Annotated in this window: 19 protein-coding genes; 14 read left to right on the top strand and 5 right to left on the bottom strand. The window is 68.0% G+C overall.

The window, feature by feature from the left end; genetic code table 11:
- The first annotated feature begins 23 nt into the window (after positions 1 to 23).
- Both KBY97_RS02990 and fghA read left to right on the top strand, forming a co-directional pair.
- On the top strand, positions 24 to 1,142 hold the full coding sequence (locus KBY97_RS02990) for an S-(hydroxymethyl)glutathione dehydrogenase/class III alcohol dehydrogenase (RefSeq protein ID WP_261356247.1): 1,119 nt from the start codon (positions 24 to 26) through the stop codon (positions 1,140 to 1,142).
- A gap of 158 nt (positions 1,143 to 1,300) precedes the next feature.
- Positions 1,301 to 2,155 carry an S-formylglutathione hydrolase gene (fghA, locus tag KBY97_RS02985; protein ID WP_255145192.1) on the top strand — a complete coding sequence of 285 codons (855 nt, stop codon included), beginning with the start codon at positions 1,301 to 1,303 and terminating at the stop codon, positions 2,153 to 2,155.
- 34 nt (positions 2,156 to 2,189) lie between these two features.
- Here fghA and leuS read toward each other — a convergent pair whose 3' ends face one another.
- Complete coding sequence (leuS, locus tag KBY97_RS02980; RefSeq protein ID WP_255145264.1) at positions 2,190 to 4,862, bottom strand: leucine--tRNA ligase; 2,673 nt, start codon at positions 4,860 to 4,862, stop codon at positions 2,190 to 2,192.
- Positions 4,863 to 5,000: 138 nt separating this feature from the next.
- Positions 5,001 to 5,222: an Hfq-related RNA-binding protein gene (locus KBY97_RS02975; RefSeq protein WP_255145191.1), complete on the bottom strand. Its 222-nt coding sequence runs from the start codon at positions 5,220 to 5,222 to the stop codon at positions 5,001 to 5,003.
- Positions 5,223 to 5,254: 32 nt separating this feature from the next.
- On the opposite strand from KBY97_RS02975, the gene dapF reads away from it, so the two are divergent.
- The 4 genes from dapF (at position 5,255) to dacB (ending at position 9,181) form a co-directional block, all read left to right on the top strand.
- Entirely contained in the window at positions 5,255 to 6,439 is a 1,185-nt protein-coding gene (gene dapF / locus KBY97_RS02970) for a diaminopimelate epimerase (RefSeq protein WP_255145190.1), read from the top strand.
- A 40-nt stretch (positions 6,440 to 6,479) separates the two neighbouring features.
- The gene (locus KBY97_RS02965) at positions 6,480 to 7,235 is read left to right on the top strand and encodes a DUF1995 family protein (RefSeq protein ID WP_255145189.1); all 756 of its coding nucleotides are present in this window, start codon (positions 6,480 to 6,482) and stop codon (positions 7,233 to 7,235) included.
- Positions 7,236 to 7,380: 145 nt separating this feature from the next.
- The gene (locus tag KBY97_RS02960; RefSeq protein WP_255145188.1) at positions 7,381 to 7,908 is read left to right on the top strand and encodes a DUF4330 domain-containing protein; all 528 of its coding nucleotides are present in this window, start codon (positions 7,381 to 7,383) and stop codon (positions 7,906 to 7,908) included.
- 1 nt (position 7,909) lies between these two features.
- Positions 7,910 to 9,181 (top strand): D-alanyl-D-alanine carboxypeptidase/D-alanyl-D-alanine-endopeptidase, encoded by a 1,272-nt coding sequence (dacB, locus tag KBY97_RS02955; protein ID WP_255145187.1) that lies wholly within the window; start codon positions 7,910 to 7,912, stop codon positions 9,179 to 9,181.
- Here dacB and KBY97_RS02950 read toward each other — a convergent pair.
- Both KBY97_RS02950 and coaD read right to left on the bottom strand, forming a co-directional pair.
- Positions 9,156 to 10,103 carry a hypothetical protein gene (locus KBY97_RS02950; protein ID WP_255145186.1) on the bottom strand — a complete coding sequence of 316 codons (948 nt, stop codon included), beginning with the start codon at positions 10,101 to 10,103 and terminating at the stop codon, positions 9,156 to 9,158. The genes dacB and KBY97_RS02950 overlap by 26 nt on opposite strands.
- A 1-nt stretch (position 10,104) precedes the next feature.
- A complete protein-coding gene (gene coaD / locus KBY97_RS02945) occupies positions 10,105 to 10,596 on the bottom strand; it encodes a pantetheine-phosphate adenylyltransferase (protein WP_255145185.1) in 492 nt (163 codons plus the stop codon).
- A gap of 121 nt (positions 10,597 to 10,717) precedes the next feature.
- Between coaD and KBY97_RS02940 the strand changes: the two genes are divergently transcribed.
- The 6 genes from KBY97_RS02940 to KBY97_RS02915 are packed head-to-tail and all read left to right on the top strand — an operon-like array spanning position 10,718 to position 16,708.
- Positions 10,718 to 11,236, top strand: coding sequence for a flavin reductase family protein (locus KBY97_RS02940; RefSeq protein ID WP_255145184.1), 519 nt, complete (start codon positions 10,718 to 10,720; stop codon positions 11,234 to 11,236).
- 25 nt (positions 11,237 to 11,261) lie between these two features.
- Positions 11,262 to 13,277, top strand: coding sequence for an excinuclease ABC subunit UvrC (uvrC, locus tag KBY97_RS02935; RefSeq protein ID WP_255145183.1), 2,016 nt, complete (start codon positions 11,262 to 11,264; stop codon positions 13,275 to 13,277).
- A 14-nt stretch (positions 13,278 to 13,291) separates the two neighbouring features.
- Positions 13,292 to 14,875, top strand: a complete 1,584-nt coding sequence (locus KBY97_RS02930; protein ID WP_255145182.1) for a cryptochrome/photolyase family protein — start codon at positions 13,292 to 13,294, stop codon at positions 14,873 to 14,875.
- 36 nt (positions 14,876 to 14,911) lie between these two features.
- Positions 14,912 to 15,493, top strand: coding sequence for a protoporphyrinogen oxidase HemJ (hemJ, locus tag KBY97_RS02925; RefSeq protein WP_255145263.1), 582 nt, complete (start codon positions 14,912 to 14,914; stop codon positions 15,491 to 15,493).
- A complete protein-coding gene (locus KBY97_RS02920) occupies positions 15,438 to 16,136 on the top strand; it encodes a PHP domain-containing protein (RefSeq protein WP_255145181.1) in 699 nt (232 codons plus the stop codon). The genes hemJ and KBY97_RS02920 overlap by 56 nt, the downstream gene beginning before the upstream one ends.
- 29 nt (positions 16,137 to 16,165) lie before the next feature.
- Positions 16,166 to 16,708 carry a hypothetical protein gene (locus KBY97_RS02915; RefSeq protein ID WP_255145180.1) on the top strand — a complete coding sequence of 181 codons (543 nt, stop codon included), beginning with the start codon at positions 16,166 to 16,168 and terminating at the stop codon, positions 16,706 to 16,708.
- 110 nt (positions 16,709 to 16,818) lie between these two features.
- Here the strand turns inward: KBY97_RS02915 and cobN are convergent, their stop codons facing one another.
- Entirely contained in the window at positions 16,819 to 20,697 is a 3,879-nt protein-coding gene (gene cobN / locus KBY97_RS02910; RefSeq protein WP_255145179.1) for a cobaltochelatase subunit CobN, read from the bottom strand.
- 77 nt (positions 20,698 to 20,774) lie between these two features.
- Between cobN and KBY97_RS02905 the strand changes: the two genes are divergently transcribed.
- A complete protein-coding gene (locus KBY97_RS02905) occupies positions 20,775 to 21,692 on the top strand; it encodes a branched-chain amino acid transaminase (RefSeq protein ID WP_255145178.1) in 918 nt (305 codons plus the stop codon).
- Between the two features lie 47 nt (positions 21,693 to 21,739).
- Positions 21,740 to 25,384, top strand: a complete 3,645-nt coding sequence (gene metH / locus KBY97_RS02900; RefSeq protein ID WP_255145177.1) for a methionine synthase — start codon at positions 21,740 to 21,742, stop codon at positions 25,382 to 25,384.
- Positions 25,385 to 25,417: the final 33 nt, after the last annotated feature.

Here is a 25,417-nt window from a genome sequence, read left to right as displayed (position 1 = left end):
TGGCTGCTTTCGGGGGGCAGTCCATGATCCGTTCACGTGCCGCGGTGGCCTGGGCGGCCGGTCAGCCCCTGGAGATCACCACGATCGCCGTGGCGCCGCCCCAGGCGGGCGAGGTGCTGGTGCGGATCGTGGCCACAGGCGTGTGCCACACCGATGCCTTCACCCTCTCCGGCAGCGATCCGGAAGGGATTTTTCCCGCCGTGCTGGGTCACGAGGGCGCCGGTGTGGTGGAAGCGGTAGGTCCGGAGGTGAGCTCCCTGGCGGTGGGGGACCACGTGATCCCGCTCTACACGCCGGAATGCCGCAGTTGCAGCTTCTGCCTGTCCGGCAAGACCAACCTCTGCCAGGCGATCCGTGGCACCCAGGGGCGGGGCCTGATGCCTGATGGAACCAGCAGGTTTTCCAAGGACGGCAAGCCGATCTACCACTACATGGGCACCTCCACCTTCTCGGAATACACGGTGGTGCCGGAGATTGCGCTGGCCAAGATCAGCCGTGAGGCCCCGCTCGACAAGGTGTGCCTGCTGGGCTGCGGCGTGACCACCGGCATCGGCGCGGTGCTAAACACCGCCAAGGTGGAAGCGGGCAGCACGGTGGCGGTGTTCGGCCTCGGCGGCATCGGTCTGGCGGTGGTGATCGGCGCGGTGATGGCCGGGGCCGCACGGATCATCGGCATCGACACCAATCCCGACAAGTTCGCGATCGCCCGCCAGCTGGGTGCCACCGAGTGCATCAACCCGAAAGACAGCGCCACCCCGATTCAGGAGGTGGTGATCGAGCGCACCGATGGCGGCGTGGATTATTCCTTCGAGTGCATCGGCAACGTGGCGGTGATGCGCGCCGCCCTGGAGTGTTGCCACAAAGGCTGGGCGGAATCCACGATCATCGGTGTGGCGGGCGCCGGCCAGGAGATCTCCACCCGTCCGTTCCAGCTCGTCACCGGCAGGGTGTGGCGGGGGTCAGCCTTCGGCGGCGTGCGCGGCCGCACCGAATTGCCCGGCTATGTGGAGCGCTTCCAGCGGGGCGAGATCCCGCTCGACACCTTCATCACCCACACCATGGGGCTGGACCGCATCAACGAAGCCTTCGATCTGATGCATGCAGGCACCAGCATCCGCACGGTGATTGATTTCGCCAGTTGAGCCAACGGGAGAGCGCCATGAGCCTGTTCTGCCGCTCGGGCCTGACCAGGTCCAAGCACAGTCCACCTTGACCCCTGCTCGGGAACACCATCCAGCCCCTGGTCGGGCACATGTCCAGACCCAGCAACGATTCCTACCCTTCTGCGGCGTTTCAGCACGTGAGCGACTTCCTTCTCGAAGCCATCAGTGAAAGCCGGTGCTTCGGTGGCGCCCAACGCCGCTACCGCCATCGTTCCAGCGTGCTGGGGTGCAGCATGCATGTGTCGGTCTTTCTGCCCCCGCAGGCGCTCGCCGGCGCCCGGGTGCCTGCTCTTTACTGGCTCTCGGGGCTCACCTGCACCGACGAGACCATGGCGCAGAAGGCGGGCGCCCAGCGACTGGCAGCCGCCCTGGGCCTGGCCCTGGTGGCCCCCGACACCAGCCCCCGGGGCGAAGACGTGCCGGGCGACCCCGACGGCGCCTGGGATTTCGGCCTGGGAGCGGGGTTCTACCTGAATGCCAGCGAAGCCCCCTGGGCCACCCACTACCGCATGCACGACTACGTGGTGGCAGAACTCCCCGCCTTGCTGGAGAGCGCCCTGCCGCTCAACGGGCGGCGCGGGGTGAGCGGCCACTCGATGGGGGGCCACGGAGCCCTGGTGTGCGCCCTGCGCAACCCGGGCCGCTACCGCTCGGTGTCGGCGTTCGCGCCCATCGCCCACCCCAGCGCCTGTCCCTGGGGGGAGAAGGCCTTCAGTGGGTACCTGGGGCCTGATCGCCGCAGCTGGGCCGCCTGGGATGCCTGCAGCCTGATCGCCCAGGCGTCCGAACGTTTGCCACTGCTGGTGGATCAGGGCAGCGCCGACCCGTTCCTCGACGAACAGCTCCAACCCGATCAGCTGCGCACCGCCGCTGCCGCCGCCGTCCACCCCCTGGAGCTGCGCCTGCAGCCCGGCTACGACCACAGCTACTTCTTCATCGCCAGCTTCATCGACGACCACCTGCGCCACCACGCCGCCGCCCTGCTGGCCTGAACAGCCATTGGGCAAGGGCGCAGGGAAGCAAGGTTCAGGGCACCAGGTTCACGAGCTTGCCGGGCACCACGATCACGCGCCGGGGCGCTTGGCCGTCGAGCCACTTGCGGGCGATGTCACTGTCGAGGGCCAGGCGCTCCAGGGTCGCGGCATCAGCGTCAGCGGGCACATCAAGGCTGCCCCGCACCTTCCCTTTCACCTGAATCACCAGGGCGATGGTGTCCTGCGCCAGGGCGGCCGGATCCAGTTCGGGCCAGCGCTGACGGTGCACACTGCCGGCGCCGCCAAGCTGCTCCCACAATTCTTCGGCCAGGTGAGGGGCGAAGGGAGCCAGCAGCACCAGCAGGGTGCGCACCGCCTCTTCGGCCACCGCCGCAGAAGCGGCCTCCAGGTGGCTGCCGATGGCATTGCTGAGCTTCATCAGCTCCGAAACGGCGGTGTTGAACTGGTAGCGGCCATCGGCGAGGTCATCGCTGATCGCGGCGATCGCCGCATGCACGCAGCGGCGCAGTTCCCGGTCGCTCCCAGACGCCTTCGCCACGGCGACCAGCAGCTCGCGCTGGGCTGGGGCCGCCATCGACACGCCCCGGCTGCGGGCGCCCTGCACCTGCCGCCACACCCGCTGCAGAAAGCGGAACTGACCTTCCACATCGGCGGCGTCCCATTCCAGATCCTTTTCCGGCGGCGCTTTGAACAGGATGAACATGCGGGCGGTGTCGGCGCCGTAGCGATCGATCACGGCGGCAGGATCCACGCCGTTGTGCTTCGACTTCGACATTTTCTCGAAGAACACGTCCAGCCGCTCGCCATTGATCGGATCGCGGGGATCATTGGCATCCGCCACGTCGGCTGGAGCGATGTATTTGCCGGTGTGGGGATTTTTGTAGGTGAGGCTCTGCACCATGCCCTGGGTGAGCAGGCGCTGGAACGGCTCATCAAAGCTGAGCAGGCCCCGGTCACGCAGCACCTTGGTGAAGAAGCGGGAATAGAGCAGGTGCAGAATCGCGTGCTCGATCCCACCCACGTACTGGTTCACCGGCAGCCACTGATCGGCGGTCGCCTTGGCGAACGGCAGTGCCTCGTTGTGGGGATCACTGAAGCGCAGGAAATACCACGAGGAACACATGAAGGTGTCCATCGTGTCGGTCTCCCGCCGGGCGGGGCGGCCGCAGCTGGGGCAGTCCACGTTGACCCAGTCGTGCAGCTGGGCCAGCGGCGACGCCCCCTTGCCGCTGAAGGCCACGCCACGGGGCAGCTCCACCGGCAACTGCTCGGCCGGCACCGGCACCACGCCGCAATGGTCGCAGTGCACCACCGGAATCGGGCAGCCCCAGTAGCGCTGCCGAGAGATCAGCCAATCCCGCAGCCGGAATTGCACGCGGGCGCGGCCCCAGCCCTGCGCTTCCGCGTGGGCCACGATCGCCGCTTTCGCCTGCCCCGACGGCTGTCCGTCAAACGGCCCGGAATGGATCAGCACACCGGGCTCGGTCCAGGCGGTGCCGTCCCAGTCGTGTTCATCGGCGCCCTCCGGCACGATCACCCGCCGCACCGGCAGTTCGTACTGGCGGGCGAAGACGAAATCGCGCGGGTCATGGGCCGGTACACCCATCACCGCTCCGGTGCCGTAATCGGCGAGCACGTAATCGGCGATCCAGAGTGGAATCGCCTCTCCGGTGAACGGGTGGCGCACCGAGCGGCCGAGTAGCACCCCCCGCTTGGGCCGGTCGTCGGCCAGCCGCTCCTGCTCGCTCTGCAGCCCCACCCGCTCACAGAAGGCACGCACCGCGTCCTGCTGCTCGGGCGCCGTGAGTGTGGCCACCAGGGGATGCTCTGGCGCCAGCACCAGGTAACTCACCCCGTAGACCGTGTCCGGACGGGTGGTGAACACGGTGATGGTGGTGTCCTGGCCGGTGCCGTCCGGCGCCAGCACCGGAAACTCCAGCTCGGCCCCCACCGAGCGGCCGATCCAGTTGGCCTGCATCGTGCGCACCCGCTCCGGCCAGCCCTGCAGCTTCGGCAGGTCGTCGAGCAGGGCATCGGCGTAGGCGGTGATGCGCAGAAACCACTGCCGCAGCTGCCGCTTCTCCACCCGCGCGCCGGAACGCCAGGAACGGCCGTCCCCGTCCACCTGCTCATTGGCGAGCACGGTCTGATCGACCGGATCCCAGTTGACGGTGGCCTCCTTGCGGTAGGCCAGGCCAGCATCGAGGAACTGCAGAAACAACCACTGGGTCCAGCGGTAGTAATCGGTGTGGCAGGTGGCCAGCTCGCGGCTCCAGTCGATCGACAGGCCGAGGCGTTGCAACTGCTGACGCATCTGGGCGATGTTGCGATCGGTCCAGTCGCCGGGGTCGATGCCCCGTTCGATCGCGGCGTTCTCGGCCGGCAGGCCGAAGGCATCCCAGCCCATCGGATGCAGCACCTTGCGGCCCCGCTGGCGCTGCACGCGGGCGATCACATCGGTGATCACGTAGTTGCGCACATGGCCCATGTGCAGGTTCCCCGAGGGATAGGGGAACATCGAGAGGGCGTAGAAGGTCTGGTCCGTTGCCGTGGTGTCGCCGGCAGCCTGCGGACTGGGTTCCGGCGTGGCATCCAGCCCCTCGGCCTGCCAGCGCGCCTGCCAGCGGCTCTCGATCGCGGCGGGCTGGTAACGGCTCGCCTCTGGAGCATCAGCGCGGCCGGACGCGGCTCCAGGGGGCTCCACTGCAGGGGGCTCAACGGTGGAGCCGGTCTCGGCGATGACCTTCTCGGACACGAGCTTCTCGGGCACGACGGACTTGGCGGCGGCCGCTGGGTTCAGCCGTTCACTCTCACGCCCGATCGTGCCACAGCCGTTTCCGGCTCAGGAGGTGGTGCGGATCGACACCACCATGCGGCGGTTGATCAGAACCGGGTCAGCGTCGTTCTCACCGCGCAGCGCCAGGAACTCCGGGTCTTGCCAGAGCAGCGTGCCGGTGACCTGCACGGAATCCACCAGCAGCAGCTCCAACGGGTTGCGTCCGCGGATCCATTGCTGCAACTGCCGTACGCCCGGGAGGCTGGGGTCGAGGGTGGTGATCTCCATAAGATCGGAAGCAGGCCTGCCGGGACAAGGAAATGCTGGCGTTCAGCAAGTATCAGGGATTGGGCAACGATTTTCTGTTGCTCGACGGGCGCAACGCGACCACCGCTGATTTCTGCTTCGATCTCACCCCCGAACGGGTGAGCTTGCTTTGCGACCGCCGCTTCGGCGTGGGCGGAGACGGGGTGATCCTGGCGCTCCCGCCCGAACAGGACGGCGAACTGCGCATGCGCATCTTCAACGCCGATGGCACCGAGCCCGAGATGTGCGGCAACGGCATCCGTTGCCTGGCCCGTTTCCTGGCCGACAGCGACGGGGATGCGCCGGGCCGCCGCTGGATGGTGGAAACCCTCGCCGGCCTGATCGTGCCGGAGCTGCTGGCCGATGGTTCCGTGCGCGTCGACATGGGCACGCCGTTCCTGGTGCCGGAGCAGGTGCCCACCACCCTGGAGATCGGTCCGTCCGGCCTGCCCCAGGGGGAACTGAGCGTGGCGGGCGAAAGCTTCGCGGTGGCCGCCGCCGGCATGGGCAATCCCCATGTGGTGCTGCCGGTGGCGGCGGTGCAGGAGGTCGATCTCGAACGGCTCGGCCCGCTGCTGGAGCGCCACCCGGCCTTCCCCGCCCGCACCAACGTGCACTTCGTGGAGGCGCTCAGCCCCAGCCACCTGGTGATGCGGGTCTGGGAGCGGGGCGCCGGGCCCACCCTCGCCTGCGGCACCGGCGCCTGCGCCACGCTGGTGGCCAGCCACCGCCTGGGCCTGTGCGAACGCTCGGCCCGCGTTGATCTGCCCGGCGGCACGCTCTGGATCGACTGGGACACCAGCTCGGACCACCTGTTCATGAGCGGTCCGGCGGAGCCGGTGTTCGATGGCGTGCTGGCACCGGAGCTGTTCGGTGACCTCCCGCCGGGCGCCAGCCAACCAGCCGATGCACCCGAAGAACGCAGCGGCAGCATTGAGCCCAACGCCAGCATTGCCCCCAGCGACAACGCCACTTCTGTGGGCGCCGCAGACGATCTGCCGGCGGCCGTTGCTGATCCGACCGTCAACTGCGCCGTGGAATGCACCAACGGCTGCCAGCAGCCCGATGATTGTCCCAATGCGGCGCTGCGGGCCAGGGTGGACGCCTTGCTCAACAGCCGCTCACTGGATGATCTGGTGACCCTGGCCAGCAACTCCCTGGAGGCGCGCACACGGCAGCGGCTCGAACGGGAGGGCTGAGTGGCCTGAGTAGGGTCGGCGCGCCCGCCACCGATCCAGCGTGCTTCCCTCCGATCTGCTCAGCGCCGAAGCCCAGGCCATGGAGGGCTTGCTCGCCGCCCTGGCGGACAGCGCCTCAGGGCGCTGGACGCTGGAATTCCGCTTTGAAGGGCTGCGCCTGCTGCCGTTGGTGCTGCGGCTCGGCCAGGCCCTGCAGGGGCAGGAGCGGCAGTTCCGGCTGGTGTTTCCCGATGCGGGTGCCACAGCCCTGGCCCAGCGCGATGCCCCCGACCTGGCCGCCCGCACCGGCAGCCTGAAGGACCAGGAACGGCTGAACGCTGCAGCCAGCACGCCGGCCGATGCTTCCAATGACGCGCAGAGCCCTGCCAGTGAACCGCAGGGTGAAGGCGCATCCGACCCGCCGCTGCTGGTCCTGGTGGCGCCCGGCCCCTCCGATTACGACGCCGTCGAGCGCCTCTGCCTGAACCATCGCGGCGGCGTGGTGCTGCTCAACGGCAGCCTTGAAGATGCGGCCGTAGGCATCGGCAGCGTGGCGCGGGAGCGGCGGCGCGGCTTTCTTTCTACCTGGCGCAGTGCCTACGCCTTGCTGCCCCTGCCGGAAGGAGCCCTGCGCCGCTGTTTCCCGGGCCCGTGGGAGCTCTACCGCAACGACCCCGATGGCCACCGCCTGGAGGAGACGTTCGAGCAGAAGCCCGATGCGGAGCAGGTGGCGGAATCACTCAGCCCCGGCCAGGCGGCCACGGTGACAGGCGGTCTGCAGGCCCTCGATCGCTTTCTCGGCAGCCTGCGCAACTGACGTTCCACGCCCGCGCGGCCATGGACGTTCCGGACCGCTGTGGCAATGGACGTTCCTCGCCGGTGCGGGTGTGCAAATCAGAGGCTGCCCCCCCCTGGTGGCCCCTGGCCAGGCTCCTTAAGCTTGCGTGTCTGAACATTGCGCCATGGCCGCCGAGCCCCAAGCCACCCGCCGCTCCTGGAGCCTGGTGGACGTCGGAGCGGCGGCTGCCGTGCTGATGGCCCTGGCCGGTGTGGTCTGGAGCCCGAAACTGAGCGGTGCGGTGGCCGAAGCCACCGGGGCCATGCAGCCGGTCACGGTGATGGTGGATGTGCGAGGGGCCTCAGTGGCGGATCCCCAGGCCCTGATCCGCTCGATCCGCGACGACGGCGAGGTGAGCATCGTGATCCGCAACCAGCCCCACGGCACGGTGAAGCTGCAGGAGCTGGTGCCGTTGCAGCGCCGCCTGGTGGCGGTCCAGCCCGACGGACGGGTGGTGACTGCCCTTGACCCGAACCAGGCCGTGTTCAGTTCGCTCGATGCACGCTTCGTGCTGGAGGGCAAAGGCCGCAAGACCAGCGGCGGCGTGGTGTTCGGCAACCAGAACCTCAAGATCGGCGCCCCGGTGGAACTGGAAGGCCGTGACTTCCGCATCGGCGGCACGGTGTCGGGCCTGAAACTCGGAGCCAGCTGACATGACCCGTTCCCCTCAGACACTCAGCCGCATCGGATTCAGCCTCGGGCTGGCTCTGGCCACCTGCACGCCGGCCATCGCCCTGCCGATGGCGAGCCTGCCGCAGGCCCCGCCGGCCGTCGGGCTGCCCCAGCTGCAGAACCAGGTGAGCTGCCCGGCCCTGCAGCAACGGGTGCGTGCCCAGCTCGGCCCCGAGATCGGTGTGTGGAGCGTCACCGTGGCCGATGGCAACGGCCGCCTGCTGGCCGATGTGAACGGCCTGCGGCCGCGCGTGCCGGCCTCCAACCAGAAGCTGGTCAGCTCCGCCTTCGCCCTCGACCGGCTGGGCCCCGACTACCGCCTCACCACCCGTCTCTGGCGCCTGCCCGACGGCACCCTGCGCTTGACCGGTGAGGGCGATCCCGATCTCGATCTGCCCCAGCTGCAGCGCTTCGCCCACCTGGCCATGGGGTCAGGGGGTGGCCCCGGCCTGCCGGGCACCACGGTGCGGCTGGAGCTGGCCGAGGAGCCGCCCCAGGCCTGGTGGCCCCAGGGCTGGCATCCGGAGGATCGCGCTTATGCCTACGGGGCGCCGATCACCCGGCTGGCCGTCACCAGCAACGCGATTGACATGGCCGTGGCCAATCCGCCTGGCCGCCTGCAGCGCCTGCTCACCCGCACCCTGACCACCCAGGGGGGCCGCAACGTGCAGCTGGCGATGGTGTCCTCCCTGGCGCCGTTGCCGGAAGACTCGGTGCTGCTGCATGAGGAACTCTCGGCGCCGATGCACAACCTGCTCAGCCTGGCGAACTCCGAAAGCCACAACTTCACCGCCGAAGTGTTGCTGAGGCAGGCCAGCGGCACCTGGTCGTTGCCACAGAGCCGGCAGGCGGCCCTGCAGTGGCTGCGGGCCCAGGGGCTGCCCACCGCAGGTGTGGTGGTGATGGGCGGCAGTGGCCTCGACCGCGGCGACCGGCTCACCTCCCGCCTGATCGCCAGCCTGCTGTTGCGCATGGCCCAGCACCCTTACGGCGCCAACTACATCGCCTCGATGGCGGTGGCAGGGCGGCGGGGCACGCTTCGGAACCTTTACAAGGGCACGAGCCTTGACGGCAAACTGCACGCCAAAACCGGCACCTTGACGGGTGTGCGCTCGATCAGCGGCGTCCTTGAGACCAGCGATGGACCCAGGTACGTGAGCCTGATCTCCAATGGTGCCGGCGCACCGAACACCACGATCGGCCGGGTGCTGCGCGATGTGCAGATCGTCAGCCTCTGCCAGCCACCTGCCTGAGGCGAGAGGCGGCGCGGCGGGCGCGGCTGCTGAGGGCAGCCTCCTTGGCTTCGGGCTCGTCGGTGACTGGGGCGCCGCCGCTGGCCGTCAAGGTCTCGCCGGTTTGCAGCCGGCCCAGTTCGCGGCGGCCGGCATGCACCACCTTGTTGAGTTCGCCGAGCCGTGTTTCCAGCTCGCTCAGCACCTGCTCGGCATAACGGTTGGCCCCTTCCTGCACCGCCCCTGCTTCCTGCCGGGTGCGGGTGATCAGCTGTTCACACTGCTGCTGGGTCTGCTGACGGAACTGCAGCGCATCGGTGTGCAGCCGTTCGGCTTCCGCCTGGCTTTCGCGCTGGATGCGCAACCCCTCCTGACGGATCTGCTCAATCTCCTGCAGGCTCTGCTGACGGCTGCGTTCGTGCTGGTCGCCCAGCTGCCGCTTGAGCTCAGTGAATTCGGCGTCGAGCTGCTGGCGGCGTTGGATCGCTTCCTGCTCCAGCTGCTGGCGGCGGGCGCCGAACTGCTGCTCCATCTGGGCCAGGCGGCTCTGGTGCTCCTGTTCCGCCTGAGCCACTTGCTGACGGGTGGCCAGCTGCATCTGCTCGCACTGCTGGCGGGTGTGCTCCCGGATCTGCGCGCCCTGCTGCTCCGCTTCCTGCCGGACCGAGGCCGCGTTGATCAGCTGCTCCCGCTCGCGGCGGGCCTGCACCATGATTTCTTCCGCCTGCTGGCGGGCCTTGGCAATGAAGGTGTCGCGCTGCGCCAGGAGCTCCTGGGCCTGCTCCAACTCCGGCGGCAGCGCCTCACGCACAGCCTCCATCACCTCGATGGCGTCCTGCTCATTCACCAGCCGGCCGCCGCTGAAGGGAATGCGCGTGCCGTCGAGCACGATCTCCTCAAGCTGCTCGAGTTGTTCCAGCACGCTGATCCGATTCTCGGTCATCTCATCGGGGCGGGTATGTCTGATTAAAGAGCCTGGCGAGTTCCTCTGCCACTCCGCTGGGCACGAGGTGACGCACCTCCCCACCGAAGCGCGCCACCTCCTTCACCACGCTGCTGCTGAGGAAGCTGTGGGGAACGGCAGTGGCCAGAAACAGCGTTTCCACCTCCGGAGCCAGGCTGAGATTCGTGTGGGCGATCTGCAGCTCAAATTCAAAATCGCTCATCGCCCGCAGCCCGCGCAGGATCACGCCGGTGCCGGTGCGGCGCGCGAACTCCACCGTGAGGCCATCGAAGCTGCTCACCTCCACGTTGCTGAGATGGGACGTGGCGCGGCGAATCTGCGCCAGCCGCTGCTCGAGCGAAAAGCTGGGCTGCTTACCAGGGTTCTGTAGCACCGCCACCAGCACCTCCTCGAACAGGCGGCTGCTGCGCTCGATCAGGTCGAGGTGGCCGAGGGTGATCGGGTCGAAGCTGCCGGGGTAGAGGGCCTTCATGGGAGCGGGGGGCAGGGGCCCGGCAGCGAGGGCGGCGGGGGGATCCTATGGAGGCTGAGGCCGCAGACGGTCCCCCCCCTCCGGCCTGCCTAGAGTTGGCATCACTTCCAAGAACCAGGCCATGGCTGTGGATCTCAACGTCGACGGCGCCGCGGCCCCCGTGCTCGACAGCGCCGCCAAGAAAACCCTGCTGCGCAAGATCCCCCATGGCGTGTTCATCTGCGGCGTGGCCGAAGGGGACGACGTCAACGGCTTCACCGCCAGCTGGGTCACCCAGGGATCCTTCGATCCGCCGCTGGTGGTGATGGCCGTGCGCGCCGACTCCACCAGCAACGGCATCATCAGCCGCACGGGCCGCTTCTCGCTCAACGTGCTCTCATCCGAGCAGAAAGACCTGGCGGCGGTGTTCTTCAAGCCCCAGAAGGGCATCGGCGGCCGCTTCGATGCGGCCCCCTTCACCCTCGGCCCCCTGGGACTGCCAGTGCTCGACGATGCCCTCGGCGCCGTGGAATGCGCCGTGGTGGGCCAGGTGGCCCATGGCGATCACACCGTGTTCGTGGGGGAGGTGAAATCGGCCCAGCTGCACCGCGATGGCGCCGCATTGGAGCTGTCCGCCACCGGCTGGCAATACGGCGGCTGAGCCGCCTGTCGCGGGAGCACAGGGCATGGGGGCCACGCTGCAGCCGCTGCTGAAGGATCAGGCCCGCCTGGAGCAGCGGCTGAAGGAGCTGCCGCCTGAGCCGGGTTGCTATCTGCTGCGCGACCTCGACGACCGCATCCTCTACATCGGCAAATCGAAGAGCCTGCGCAGCCGTGTGCGCAGCTACTTCCGTGATTCCCACGACCTCAGCCCTCGCATCAGCCTGATGGTGCGACAGGTGGCGGAGATCGAATTCATCGTCACCGACAGCGAAGCCGAGGCGCTGGCGCTGGAATCCAACCTGATCAAGAACCACCAGCCGCACTTCAACGTGCTGCTCAAGGACGACAAGAAATACCCCTATCTCTGCATCACCTGGAGCGAGGCCTACCCGCGCATCTTCATCACCCGCCGCCGCCGGCTGCGCAGTCCGCTCGATCGCTTCTACGGGCCCTATGTGGATGTGGGTCTGCTGCGCCGCACCCTGTTTCTGGTGAAGCGGGTGTTTCCACTGCGCCAGCGCCCGCAGCCCCTCTACAGGGATCGCACCTGCTTGAACTTCGCGATCGGCCGCTGCCCCGGCGTGTGCCAGGAAAAGATCAGCCCCGAGGCCTATCAGCACACCCTGCGCAAGGTGGCGATGGTGTTTCAGGGCCGCAGCGACGAACTGCTCGTGCTGCTGCGTGCCCAGATGGAGCGGTATGCCGAACGGGAGGATTTCGAGGCGGCGGCCCGGGTGCGCGATCAGATGCAGGGGCTCGAGCAACTCACCGCTGACCAGAAAATGGCCCTGCCCGATGCGTCGGTGTCGAGGGATGTACTGGCGCTCGCGGCCGATGCGCGCGTGGCCGCCGTGCAGCTGTTTCAGATGCGGGCCGGCAAGCTGGTGGGGCGGCTCGGCTACACCGCTGATGCCACGGTGGCCAGCCCCGGCGCGATCCTGCAACGGGTGCTGGAAGAGCACTACAGCCAGGTGGAGCCGGTGGAGATTCCCCCGGAGGTGCTGGTGCAACACCGCTTGCCGCAGCAGGGCCTGGTGGAAGACTGGCTGAGCGAACGGCGGGGCCGCAAGGTGCGGCTGCAGCACCCACAGCGCCAGCAGAAGGCCGATCTGATCGATCTGGTGGAACGCAATGCGGCGTTCGAGCTGGGCCGGGCCCAGCGCAGCGCCGAACAACACCAGCTCGCCACCGAAGACCTCGCTCAACTGCTGGATCTGCCCCAGCCGCCGCGTCGGGTGGAGGGCTACGACATCAGCCACATCCAGGGCAGCGATGCCGTGGCCTCCCAGGTGGTGTTCGTGGATGGGCTGCCCGCCAAGCAGCACTACCGCAAATACCGCATACAGAGCAGCAGCATCCGCTCCGGCCACTCCGACGACTTCATGGCCATGGCCGAGATCATGCGCCGCCGTTTCCGCCGCTGGGCCCAGGCAAAGGCGGAAGGGGCCGATCTGGTGGCACTGCGCAAGGCCGCCGGCACCGCCCTCCATACCGGCGGCCTCAACGACTGGCCCGATGTGGTGATGATCGATGGCGGCAAGGGGCAGCTCTCGGCGGTGATGGAAGCGCTGCGGGAGCTCAACCTGCACGAAGACCTGGTGGTGTGCTCCCTGGCGAAGCAGCGGGAGGAGGTGTTCCTGCCCGGCACCAGCCAGCCGCTGGAGAGCGAACCCGACCAGCTCGGCGTGGTGTTGCTGCGGCGTCTGCGTGATGAAGCGCACCGTTTCGCCGTGAGTTTCCACCGCCAGCAGCGGGGGGAGCGGATGAAGCGCTCACGCCTGAGCGACATCCCGGGGCTGGGACCCAAGCGGGTGAAGGAGCTGCTGGGGCACTTCCGCTCCATCGATGCGATCCAGCTGGCCAGCCCGCCCCAGATCGCCGCCGCACCCGGTGTGGGCCCCGCCCTGGCCCAGCAGATCTGGAGCTACTTCCACCCCGAAGCTGAGCACGATGGCCCCGGGTCCGACCAGGACGTCCCCGATCCGGGCAACCAGGTGACCGCCGCCGATCGTGAGCCCGGCATCGCCCTGGTGCCCTAAGCAGGAGGCAAGCGGTGGCTGGGATTGGAATCTGGGTGCTGGGCGACCAGCTGCACGCGCAGCAGGCTGCCCTGGCCAGCAGCGCCCCCGGCCAGGCGCGGGTGGTGCTGATCGAAAGCAGCGGTGTAGTGGTCCGCCGCCGCTACCACCGCCAGAAGCTGGTGCTGGTGTGGAGCGCCATGCGGCACTTCAGCGCCGAGCTGCAGGCGCTCGGCTGGCAGGTGGACCTGCTGGAGGCGGAGGAATTCGGTGACACTTTGATCGACTGGATCCGGACCCACGGCATCACCACCCTGCGGCTGATGGAGCCGGCGGATCGCCCTTTCCGGCGGGCGATCGAACAGCTCGATCTGGGCGGGCGCACCGGCGTGCGGCTCGAATGGCTGCCCTCCAACCACTTCCTCTGGAGCCGGCAGGCGTTCGCCGCCTGGGCGGGCCGCTACAAGCAGCTGCGCATGGAGCTCTTTTACCGGGAGGGGCGCCGCCGCTTCGGCGTGCTGATGGAGGAGGGGGAACCGCGCGGCCAGCAGTGGAATTTCGACAAGGACAACCGGAAACCGCCACGCCAGGGACTGAAGGGACCGGCTCCGCTCCAGTTCACACCCGATGCGATCACCTTGGCGGTGATCGAGAAAGTGCGACGGCTCGATGCCGAGCGTGCCGCCGCCGGTGAGGCGCCGTTGCCCGGAGCGCTGGAGCCGTTCCACTGGGCGGTGAGCCGTGAGCAGGCGCTGCAGGTGGTCGATCACTTCGTGGCCACCCGCCTGGCCGGCTTTGGCCCCTATCAAGACGCGATGGTGAGCGGCCAGCCCACCCTCTGGCATGCCCTGCTCAGCCCCTATCTGAACCTGGGCCTGCTGGAGCCACTGGAGGTGATCCGCCAGCTGGAGGCGGCAGGAACGGCCTCGGCGAGCAGCGCGGAGCAAGCGGTGCCGCTCGCCAGCCTGGAGGGGGTGATCCGGCAGCTGCTCGGCTGGCGCGAATACATGCACGGCCTCTACCACTGGTTCGGCGAGGGCTACGGCGAGCGCAACCACTTCGGCCACACCCAGCCCCTTCCCCTCTGGTTCGAGCAGCTGGGCGGCAGCGGCATGGCCTGCCTCGATCAGGTGCTGGGCGAACTGGCGCTCACTGGTTACGCCCATCACATCCAGCGGCTGATGGTGCTGGCCAACTACGGGCTGCTGGCGGGGCTTGATCCCCAGGCCCTCACCGCCTGGTTCCACCGCCTGTTCATCGACGGCCACGACTGGGTGATGCAGACCAACGTGCTGGGCATGGGCGTGTTCGCCGATGGCGGCCTGCTGGCCAGCAAGCCCTACGCCGCCAGCGGCCGCTACATCGCCCGCATGAGCAACTACTGCAAAGGCTGCCGCTTCGATCCGGCCCAGCGCACGGGGCCGGCGGCCTGCCCCTTCACCACCCTGTACTGGAACTTCCTGGATCGCCACGAGGCCTTGCTGCGCGGCAATCCCCGCATGGCCCTGGTGATCGCCCAGCTCGATCGCCTCCCCACCGAGGAGCGGCAGGCGATTGCCGCCGCCGCCGCCGCCCACCTGGAGCTGGCCGCCGGATCGGGCCCCGCCGGTGCCGCCTAACTTGAACGGGCGATCCCTTTCCTGCCGATGCCGGCCCTGGCCCTGCCCCCCGAGGCCTACCTCTGGTTCAAGACCCTCCACATCGTGGGTGTGGTGGTGTGGTTCGCCGGGCTCTTCTATCTGGTGCGCCTGTTCATCTATCACGTGGAAGCCGAGGCGCTGGAGGAGCCCCTGCGCGCTGCTTTCCACAGCCAGTACGAGCTGATGGAGCGCCGACTGGCCAACATCATCACCACGCCCGGCATGGTGGTGGCGGTGACGATGGCGGTGGGGCTTCTTCTGGTGCAGCCGATCTGGCTGAAACAGAGCTGGATGCACGCCAAGCTGGCCGTGGTGCTGGCTCTGCTTGTGTACCACTGGTTCTGCTACCGCCTCATGGGCCAACTCAAGGCGGGCACCTGCCGCTGGAGCGGCCGCCAGCTGCGGGCACTCAATGAGCTACCCACCTTGATGCTGGTGCTGGTGGTGATGCTGGTGGTGTTCAAGGCCCAGTTCCCCACCGGAGCGGCCACCTGGTTCCTGGTGGCCCTGGTGGTGGCGATGGCGGCCTCGATCCAGTTTTATGCCCGCTGGCGGCGGCTGCGTTCCGAACAGGAGGCGATCGCAGGTGCCGGCTGACCACCCCCTCGTGCAGGTGCTGGCGGCGGTGGACGCGCAGAGCTGCCCCACCCGGCTCAACTTCCACTGCCACACCCAGTGCAGTGACGGCAGCCTTGAACCGCACGCTTTGGCTGACCAGGCGATAGCGATGGGGCTCGAGCACTTCGCCGTCACCGATCACCACAGCATCGCGGCCTACCAACCGGCCCGGGCGCACCTGGAGGAGCGCCAGCGGCGAGGGCAGCGGGTGCCGCAGCTGTGGAGCGGGGTGGAGATCAGCTGCCTGCTGGAAGGCTGCCTTGTTCATGTGCTGGCCCTGGGCTTTGAGCTGCACCACCCGGCTCTGGCGCCTTACGTGCGGGGCCATGCGGTGGTGGGGCCAGGGCTGCGGGCCAGCAAGGTGCGGCAGGCGATCCATGCCGCCGGCGGCCTGGCCTTGCTGGCCCATCCGGCCCGCTACCGGCGCCCCCACCAGCAGCTGATCGCCGCCGCGGCGCAGCTCGGCTTCGATGGAGCCGAAGCCTTCTACGACTACGACATGTCGAACCGCTGGCAGCCCACCCCCCTGGTGTGCGACACGATCGCCAGCCAGCTGCAGGGCCTGGGGCTACTGAGAAGTTGTGGTACCGATACCCATGGACTGGCCTTGTCAGGCCGCTAGGGTTTGCCACAGGTTTCCGTTCCCTCACCATGGGTCTCTTTGGTCGTCTGTTGAACATCGGTGCCAAGGACAGCGGCTTCTCCTCCAAGCCGGCCAAACCTCAGAAGCCCGCCGCCAAGCAAGGCGAACAGACGTTCTTCCTCGACCCCGACACCTCCAGCTCCATGGGCAACGTGGAGTACATGCGGCGCTCCAACAAGATCCGCCGCACCTTCCCCGGCAATGCCGACAACCCGGGTGAGAAAGAAATGGTGCAGGACGTCGATTCGATGTCAGCGCGGCTGGAGAAAGCCACCAGCGGCCTGCCGGTGAACTCAGCCCCTGAAACCAACACCAGCCTCACCGGTGGCGTGCCCAAGCCGGTGAAGAAAACCTTCGCGGCTCGCCTCACCGCCGCCGAACTGGGTCAGCGGCTCAAGGGCGCGGCAGTGGCCGTCAATTCTCCCGGCGGCAGCCCTGCAGGCCGCAAGGCCGATGCCACCGGCGCCTCCCAGCCCCAGATCACCCAGCAGCAGGCCAAGCCTGGCGATATCGACCCGTTCAAGGCGATGGCCCGCGATCTCAACACCTGATCCGGGGCTGAACGGCCGCACGGGGCCAGATGCGTGGCCCCTGAGCGCCTGTTCACACTTGAACGGCCGCACGGGGCTTGGTTCGATTTGAGTGGCCGCAGATCGATTGTTCAGGTTTCGATCAAGCCCTCACTGCCGATCACCAGTCCCTTCAGATGCTCCAGCTGGGCAGGGTCTGCGCCCTCCCAGAGCCCCCTGTTGGCCGCCTCCAGCAACCGCTCGGCCATATCGCGCAGCGCCCACGGATTCGACTGACGCAGGGCCTGCAGCACGTTCTCGTCTTGCAGCCACTGGCGGCAGATGGCGCCATAGCTCCAATCCGGCACCCGGCCCGTGCTGGCGTCGTAGGCGAACAGATAATCGAGGCTGGCGGCAAGCTCGAATCCACCTTTGTAGCCATGGGCGAGCATGCCCTGAATCCAGCGTGGGTTCAGCACCCGTGAGCGGAGCACCTTGTCGAGCTCCTGCTCCAGCCGGTGCACGCGCGGCCGCTGGTGGCGCGAATGATCGGCGAACCAGAGGGCCGGAGCGCTGCCGCGCAGCCGTTCGCTGGCGGCGCTGAGGCCGCCCTGGAACTGGTAGTAATCGTCGGAATCCAGCAGGTCGTGCTCGCGGTTGTCCTTGTTGTGGAGCACCACCTCCACCTGCCGCAACCGCTGCTCCAGCCCAGCGCGGTCAGGGCTGGCCTCACAGCGTCCGTCACCGCTGGCGTCGTAGCGCCAGCCGCTCCAGTTGAGAAAGGCCTCACCAAGATCGGCGCGCTGCTCCCATTGGCCGCTGTCGATCAAGCCCTGGAGGCCGGCCCCGTAAGCCCCCGGCGCTGAGCCATACACCCGGCCGCTGTGCCCGTCCTGCCGAGAATGGGCCGCCAGTGGGTTGTGCCAGGCGTCTTCCTCCAGGGCCGCGACCCGCCGGCTGGCCTGGTTCATCCAGTCGACCAGCTGCGGGAAGGCATCGCGAAACAGCCCGGAGATGCGCAACGTCACATCCACCCGTGGCCGTTGCAGCAGGCTGAGCGGGATCACCTCCAGATCCACCATGCGGCGGGTCGGCCCGTCCCACACCGGCCGCACCCCCATCAGCGCCAGGGCCTGGGCGATGTCCTCGCCGCCGTTGCGCATCGTGGCGGTGCCCCACACCGACAGGGCCAGGTGGCGCAGGTCGTCCCCCTCCTGCTGCAGGTGGGCCTCCAGCAGCAGGGCGGCGCTGCGGCGCCCCAGGTCCCAGGCGGCTTCGCTGGGCAGGCCGCGCAGATCCACGCTGTAGAAGTTTCGGCCGGTGGGCAGCACATCAGGGCGGCCGCGGGTGGGGGCGCCGGAGGGCCCGGCGGCGATGCGTTCCCCGGCCAGGCCCCGCAACAAGGCCTGGCGCTCCGCGCTGGCGCAGGCCAGCAGGCGCGGCAGCAGCTGGCGCCGCACACGCTCCAGCACGGCCTGGGTGGTTTGCCCCACCGCGGCAGTCAGCTCCACAGCCACTTTTCCATCTCCTGCCGCAGGGATCGGCGCAAGTACAGGAGCAGCGGCTGGTGCGCCGGTGGGCAGCAGGAGCGGCCTCAGCAGTTCGAGCGCAAGGGCTTCCAGCAGGGCCACGGCATCGCCGCAGCAGCGCAGCGCGGTCTCGACGGAGGCGGGGGCGGAGGCGGGGGCGGGGCCGTTGGCCGGTGCGCTGGCCAGGGCCGCCAGCAGGCGTTGGCGATCCGCTGCGCTGAGCGGGGCCTCCTCCGCATCAGCCCACGGATCGAGCTCCAGCTGCAGATCGGCGGCCAGCGCCTGGGTGAGACCAGGGCCCTCGGCCAGGGGCGGCCGCGCCAGACACAGCAGCAGCTCCAGCAGGGGCTGGGGTTCGGGCAGGTGGCCGAACACATGCAGGCCCGTGCGGATCTGGGCCTCCTTCAGTTCACACAGATAGCCATCGGCGCCATCGAGGCGCGCCTCGAGCGCATCGGCGGCCTCGGCAGAGGCGGCGTCACCAGCGGTGCTGAACGCAGGCAGCTCCAGGGAGGCGAGCAGCTCAGCCAGCCGCTCCCGCAACGGAGCGACGCGCTCGCTGCCCAGTTGACGGGCCTCCCAGTACTCATCCAGCAGGGTTTCAAGCTCCTGCAAGGGGCCGTACAACCCGGCCCGATCGAGCGGTGGGGTGAGGTGATCGAGGATCACCGCCTGGGCACGGCGTTTGGCCTGGGAGCCTTCGCCTGGATCGTTGACGATGAACGGATAGAGGTGGGGCATGGGCCCCAGGGCCCATTCGGGGAAGCACTGGTCGGAGAGGCCGAGCCCCTTGCCAGGCAGCCATTCCAGGTTGCCGTGCTTGCCCACGTGAACCACCACCTGGCTGGCGGCCACCTGCCGCAGCCATAGGTACTGGGCCAGGTAGGCGTGGGTGGGGGGCAGATCGGGGGAGTGGTAGCTGAGGCTGGGGTCGCGGCCGTAGCCCCGCTCCGGCTGCACCAGCACGGCCACGGCGCCGAAACGCAGGCCACGGATCGGGAAGCCGGCACCCGCCGGCCCCTGCTCCAGGCCCTCATCGGCAGCGGGCGGCCCCCAACGGGCCTCCAGCACCGCCCTGCCCGCCGCCGGCAACTCCTGATACCAGGCGAGGTAAGTCGCCAGGGGCAGGTGATCGAGCGGCGGCCGGTGCTGACTCTCCGGGTCGTTGGTGCGTCCGGCCAGCAACTGCTGGATCAGGGCATCCCCGTCGGCGGGCAAGCCGGCGCTCAGCACCGCGGGCAGCTCGGTAGGAAAACCCGCGGACGCGGCGCCCAGGTCGTAGCCGGCTTCCGCCAGCCAGCGCAGCATGGCCGCGGCGCTGGCGGGGGTGTCAAGCCCCACACCATTGGCCAGGCGGCTGTTGCGGGTGGGGTAATTGGCCAGCACCAGGGCCACACGGCGCTGGCCCACCGGGGTGCGGCGCAGCTCCACCCAGGCCGCCAGCAGGCGGGCGATCCAATCGAGCCGTTCCGGATCCGGCTGGTAGTGCATCAGCGCCGCCGAGAGCGAGGCATCGGCCCGCTCCAGCTCCTTGAACGCACCGACCCGGCTGGTGATCCGCCCATCGAGCTCAGGCAGAGCCACCTGCAGGCTGAGGTCAAGGGGGCCGAGCCCGATGCTGCTGGCGGCCCATTGCTCACGGCTGCGGGTGCTGCAGAGCAGCTGAATCACCGGCACGTTGAGGCGGTCCCAGAGCGGGGCCCCCATACCCGCCTCTTCGAACTGCACCGAGGCGAAGGAGGTGGTGCACAGCACCCCCTGCACCGCCTCCCTGGCCAGCAGGTCGGCCACCCCCTGCTGCACAGCGGGATCACGCAGGCCACTCACCCACAGCGCCCGCGGGCAGAGCCCCTGGCCGCGCAGGGCCTGAAGGAGGGCGGTGGCCAACTGATCGTCGCCGGCCTGCAGCAGGGCGCGATAGAGGATCACCCCCACCCGCTCCCCCGGTTCGGCGCGCCAGTCGTGGGGAAGGGGATCGGCCAGGGGCAGGGGCACCGGCGCTGGCGCGGGCTGGCCGGCGGCAAGCGCCTCCAGGCTGTCGAGCACGCGGCGCAGGTTGTCAGCACCCCCCTCTCGCAGGCAGCGGCTGATCGCCACGGCCAGTTCCACCGGCGTGTTGCCGGTGCTGGCCAGTTCGAGCTCCTCATCGGCTGTGCCGGCCGCCACGATCAGCTGGCGCCCCGGTTGGCGGTCCGCCCAGGCGCGTAACTGCTCAAGCCCATAACTCCAGTGGCCGCGTCCACCGAGCAGACGCACAAGCACCACGCGCGTGGTGGACAGGCTGGTGGCGATGTAATGATCCAGCACCGCCGGGGCGGCCAGCGCCGCCAGATTCAGGCCTCGCACCGGCGCCGCCTCGGGCTGCTGCGCGAGGGCGGCCGCCAGGGTCTGCAGATCGGTGTCTGAACTGCTGAGCACCAGCAACGGCGTGGAATCCTGCTCCACGAAGGGGGAGTCCTCAAGGCCAGAGGGCAGGCCAGGGACGGCGGCAAGACGGTGCATCACGCCATCTTCGGCCCCGGCGGTGAGAAGATCGCACCAGCGAACGCCGCCGGCGCCGCCTCACCACGCGCTTCCGCATGCAGAAGTTACTTCCTTACGCCTGGTTCGGCGGCCGCTGTGTTCCCTTCGGTGAAGCCACGATTTCGGTGGCCACCCATGCCCTGCATTACGGCACCGGCGCCTTCGGCGGCATGCGGGCCCTGCCCAACCCGGCCGACCCCAACGAGATCCTGTTGTTCCGCGCCGACCGGCACACGCGCCGCCTCTCCCAGAGCGCGCGGCTGTTGTTGGCCGAGCTCCCGGAGGCCACGGTCCTCGATGCGATTCACCAGTTCCTGCAGGCGAACCGGCCCACCACACCGATCTATCTGCGGCCGTTCGTCTACACCAGCGACCTTGGCATCGCGCCCCGCCTCCACGACATCGAAACCGATTTCCTCATCTACGGCATCGAACTCGGGGATTACCTCTCCCCCGATGGGGTGAGCTGCCGCATCAGCAGCTGGTGCCGCCAGGAAGACCGCTCCCTCCCCCTGCGCGGCAAGATCAGCGGCGCCTACATCACCAGCTCCCTGGCCAAGACAGAAGCGGTGAAGAGCGGCTTCGACGAAGCCCTGCTGCTCAACAGCCGCGGCAAGGTGAGCGAGGCCAGCGGCATGAACCTGTTCATGGTGCGCGATGGCGTGCTGATCACCCCCGGGGTCGACCAGGACATCCTCGAGGGGATCACCCGCGCCAGCATTCTTGAGCTGGCGCGGGACATGGGCATCCCCACCCTGGAGCGCGCGGTCGACAAAACGGAGCTGTTCGTCGCCGACGAGGTGTTCCTCAGTGGCACCGCCGCCCGGGTCACACCGGTGCGCCGCGTGGAAACCACCGATCTGAGCGGACCGCGGCCGATCATGGAGAAGCTGCGCAGCGCCCTCACCGCGATCACCGAGGGCCGCGATCCCGCCTACGAGCACTGGGTGACCCGGGTGCCGCTCAAGGGGTGAGCCAGCGGCACTTCCTACAGTGGGAACTGGCCTTGAGCGCGTAATCGATGACGGCAGTGGTGCAGCAGGCAGGGGCGCCAGCGACCCAGCGCATGGGGTTTCTGGAGCGTCTCCACGCACCTGAGCGGCCGGTGCTGGTGTTTGACGGCGCCACCGGCACCTCGCTCCAGCAGATGGATCTCAGCGCCGCCGACTTCGGTGGCGCGGCCCTGGAGGGTTGCAACGAGCAGTTGGTGTTCACCCGACCGGATGCGGTGCAGGCCGTGCACCGCCAGTTCCTGGAAGCCGGCTGCGATGTGATCGAAACCGATACCTTCGGTGCCGCCTCGATCGTGCTGGCCGAATACGGCCTGGAAGACCAGGCCTTCGCGATCAACAAGCGGGCAGCAGAACTGGCCCGCGCCTGCGCCGCTGAATACAGCAGCCCCGCCAAGCCCCGTTTCGTGGCCGGCTCGATGGGGCCCACCACCAAGTTGCCCACGCTCGGGCACATCGGCTTCGACACGATGCGCGACGCCTTCCGGGAGCAGGCGGAAGGCCTGATCGCCGGCGACGTGGACCTGCTGATCGTGGAAACCTGCCAGGACGTGCTGCAGATCAAGGCCGCCCTCCAGGGCATCGAAGCGGCCTTCAACGCCACCGGGCAGCGCCGGCCGCTGATGGTGTCGGTCACGATGGAAACCACCGGAACCATGCTTGTGGGCTCCGACATCGCCGCGGTGGTGTCAATCCTGGAGCCGTTCCCGATCGATGTGCTCGGCCTCAACTGCGCCACCGGGCCTGAGCAGATGAAGGAGCACATTCGCTACCTGAGCGAACACAGCCCGTTCGTGGTGAGTTGTATTCCCAACGCCGGACTGCCCGAAAACGTGGGCGGTGTGGCCCACTACCGGTTGACGCCGCTGGAACTGAAGCTGCAGCTGATGCACTTCGTCAATGATCTTGGTGTGCAGGTGATCGGTGGCTGCTGCGGCACCACCCCCGCCCACATCGCCGCCCTCTCGGAACTCAGTGCCGATCTGCAGCCACGCCAGCGCGCCGTGCGCCGGCCGGAGCAACGGCTGGAGCGGCCAGCCTTCCAGTACGAACCTGCCGCCGCCTCGATTTATGGCGTCACCCCTTACCACCAGGACAACTCCTTCCTGATCATCGGCGAGCGGCTCAATGCCAGCGGCTCCCGCAAGGTGCGTGACCTGCTCAACGCCGAAGACTGGGACGGACTGGTGGCCGTGGCACGGGGGCAGGTGAAGGAAAACGCCCATGTGCTTGATGTCAACGTCGATTATGTGGGCCGCGACGGTGAACGCGACATGCATGAGCTGGTCAGCCGGCTGGTCACAAACGTGAACCTGCCGCTGATGCTCGATTCCACCGAGTGGCAGAAGATGGAAGCCGGCCTGAAGGTGGCAGGCGGGAAATGTCTGCTCAACTCCACCAACTACGAAGATGGCGATGAGCGCTTCTTCAAGGTGCTCGAACTGGCCCGCCGGTACGGCGCTGCCGTGGTGATCGGCACCATTGATGAAGAGGGGATGGCGCGCACCGCCGATCGCAAGTTCGCCATCGCTCAACGTGCCTATCGCGATGCCCTGGAATTCGGCATCCCTGCCCACGAAATCTTCTACGACCCCCTGGCACTGCCGATCTCCACTGGCATTGAGGAAGATCGCCTCAATGGGGCCGCCACAGTGGAGGCGATCCGCCGCATCCGCACCGACCTACCGGGTGTGCACGTGGTGCTGGGGGTGAGCAACATCAGTTTTGGGCTGTCACCAGCAGCGCGGATCACACTCAACTCCGTGTTCTTGCATGAATGCTGCGTGGCAGGCATGGATGCGGCAATCATCAGCCCAGCCAAGATTCTGCCCCTGATCAAAATCAGCGAAGACCACCAACAGGTGTGCCGTGATCTGATTGCCGATGCGCGCCGTTTCGATGGCGATGTCTGCACCTACGACCCGCTCACAACGCTCAGCACCCTGTTTGAGGGAGTGAGTGCCCGCGAAGCACGGGATGCGGGGCCGCAGCTGGCGGATCTGGAAGTGGAGAAGCGCCTCACCCAGCACATCATCGATGGGGAGCGCATCGGCCTGGAGGCGTCACTGAACGAAGCCCTCGCCCAGTACCCGCCGCTGCAGATCATCAACACGTTTCTGCTGGATGGCATGAAGGTGGTGGGTGAACTGTTCGGCTCCGGCCAGATGCAGCTGCCCTTCGTGTTGCAGAGCGCTGAAACGATGAAGTTCGCCGTGGCGTTTCTTGAGCCCTACATGGAACGAATGGAGGGCGAGAGTTCTGCTAAAGCCAAGTTTCTGATCGCCACCGTGAAAGGTGATGTCCATGATATCGGCAAGAATCTGGTGGACATCATCCTCACCAATAATGGCTATGAGGTGGTGAATCTGGGCATCAAACAGTCGGTGGAAGCGATCATCGAAGCCCAGCAGCTGCACCAGGCCGATTGCATCGCCATGAGTGGCCTGCTGGTGAAGTCCACCGCCTTCATGAAAGACAATCTGCAGGCCTTCAATGAGGCGGGGATTCAAGTGCCGGTGATTCTTGGTGGAGCGGCGTTGACGCCCCGATTCGTGAACAAGGATTGCCGAGCGGTCTACCGGGGCCAGGTGATCTACGGCCGCGATGCCTTCGCTGATCTGCGTTTCATGGATGCGCTGGTGGAGGCGAAAAAGCACAACAACTGGAGCGATACAGAAGGCTTCAGCGGCGAGATTCCACCCGGACTTGGCCTGGAACGCGCCGAAGACAGCGCCGATGAAGACACGACCGCAGCCCCCATCAGCCCAGATGGGGCAGCAACAGCTCCCGGATCCGCAGCAGCGGCGCCGCCCAACGACCATCGCTCCGAGGCGGTACCAGAGGAGCCCGCCATTCAGCCACCGTTCCTCGGCAGTTGCGTGCTCGATGGGCAGGCGATTCCGCTGGCTGAGGTGTTCGGCTATCTGGATCGCAATGCCCTGTTCGCCGGCCAGTGGCAGTTGCGCAAGACGCAGCAACAGAGCCGTGACGACTACGAGCAGATGCTGGCGGCCAAGGCGGAACCGGTGCTGCAGCACTGGATGCAGCGCTGCCTTGAGGAGCACTTGCTCACCCCGCGGGTGGCCTACGGCTACTTCCCGTGCGGCCGGCACGGCAACGCGCTGGTGGTGTTTGATCCAGGCGCCCCCGAGCGGGAACTGGGCCGCTTTGAGCTGCCGCGCCAGCGCGGCGGCAACCGCTACTGCGTCGCTGATTTCTACCGCGACCTCCACGACGGGCGCCCAACCGACGTCCTGCCGATGCAGGCCGTCACGATGGGGGAGAGGGCCACAGGCTTTGCGCGCGAGCTCTTCAGCGCCGATCGCTACACCGACTACCTCTATTTCCATGGCCTTGGGGTGCAGATGGCCGAAGCGCTGGCCGAGTGGACCCATGCGCGCATCCGCCGCGAACTGGGCTTTAGCGCCGAAGAGCCCAGCGCCCTGCGCGATGTGCTCGCCCAGCGCTATCGCGGCAGCCGCTACTCCTTCGGCTACCCCGCCTGCCCGAACGTGGGCGATTCCCGTCCCCAGTTGCAGTGGCTGGGAGCGGAGCGCATCGGCCTGAGCATGGATGCCAGCGACCAGCTGGAGCCCGAGCAGAGCACCACCGCCCTGGTGGCCCTGCATAGCCAGGCCCGCTACTTCAGCGCCTGAGGACAGTCAGTCCCAGGGCGTTGGCAAGCCGGT

It is taken from the genome of Synechococcus sp. ATX 2A4 (assembly GCF_024346375.1).
GTDB lineage: Bacteria > Cyanobacteriota > Cyanobacteriia > PCC-6307 > Cyanobiaceae > MW101C3.
Note: the sequence above shows the minus strand (reverse complement) of the source record. Positions and strands in the feature narration are given on the sequence as shown.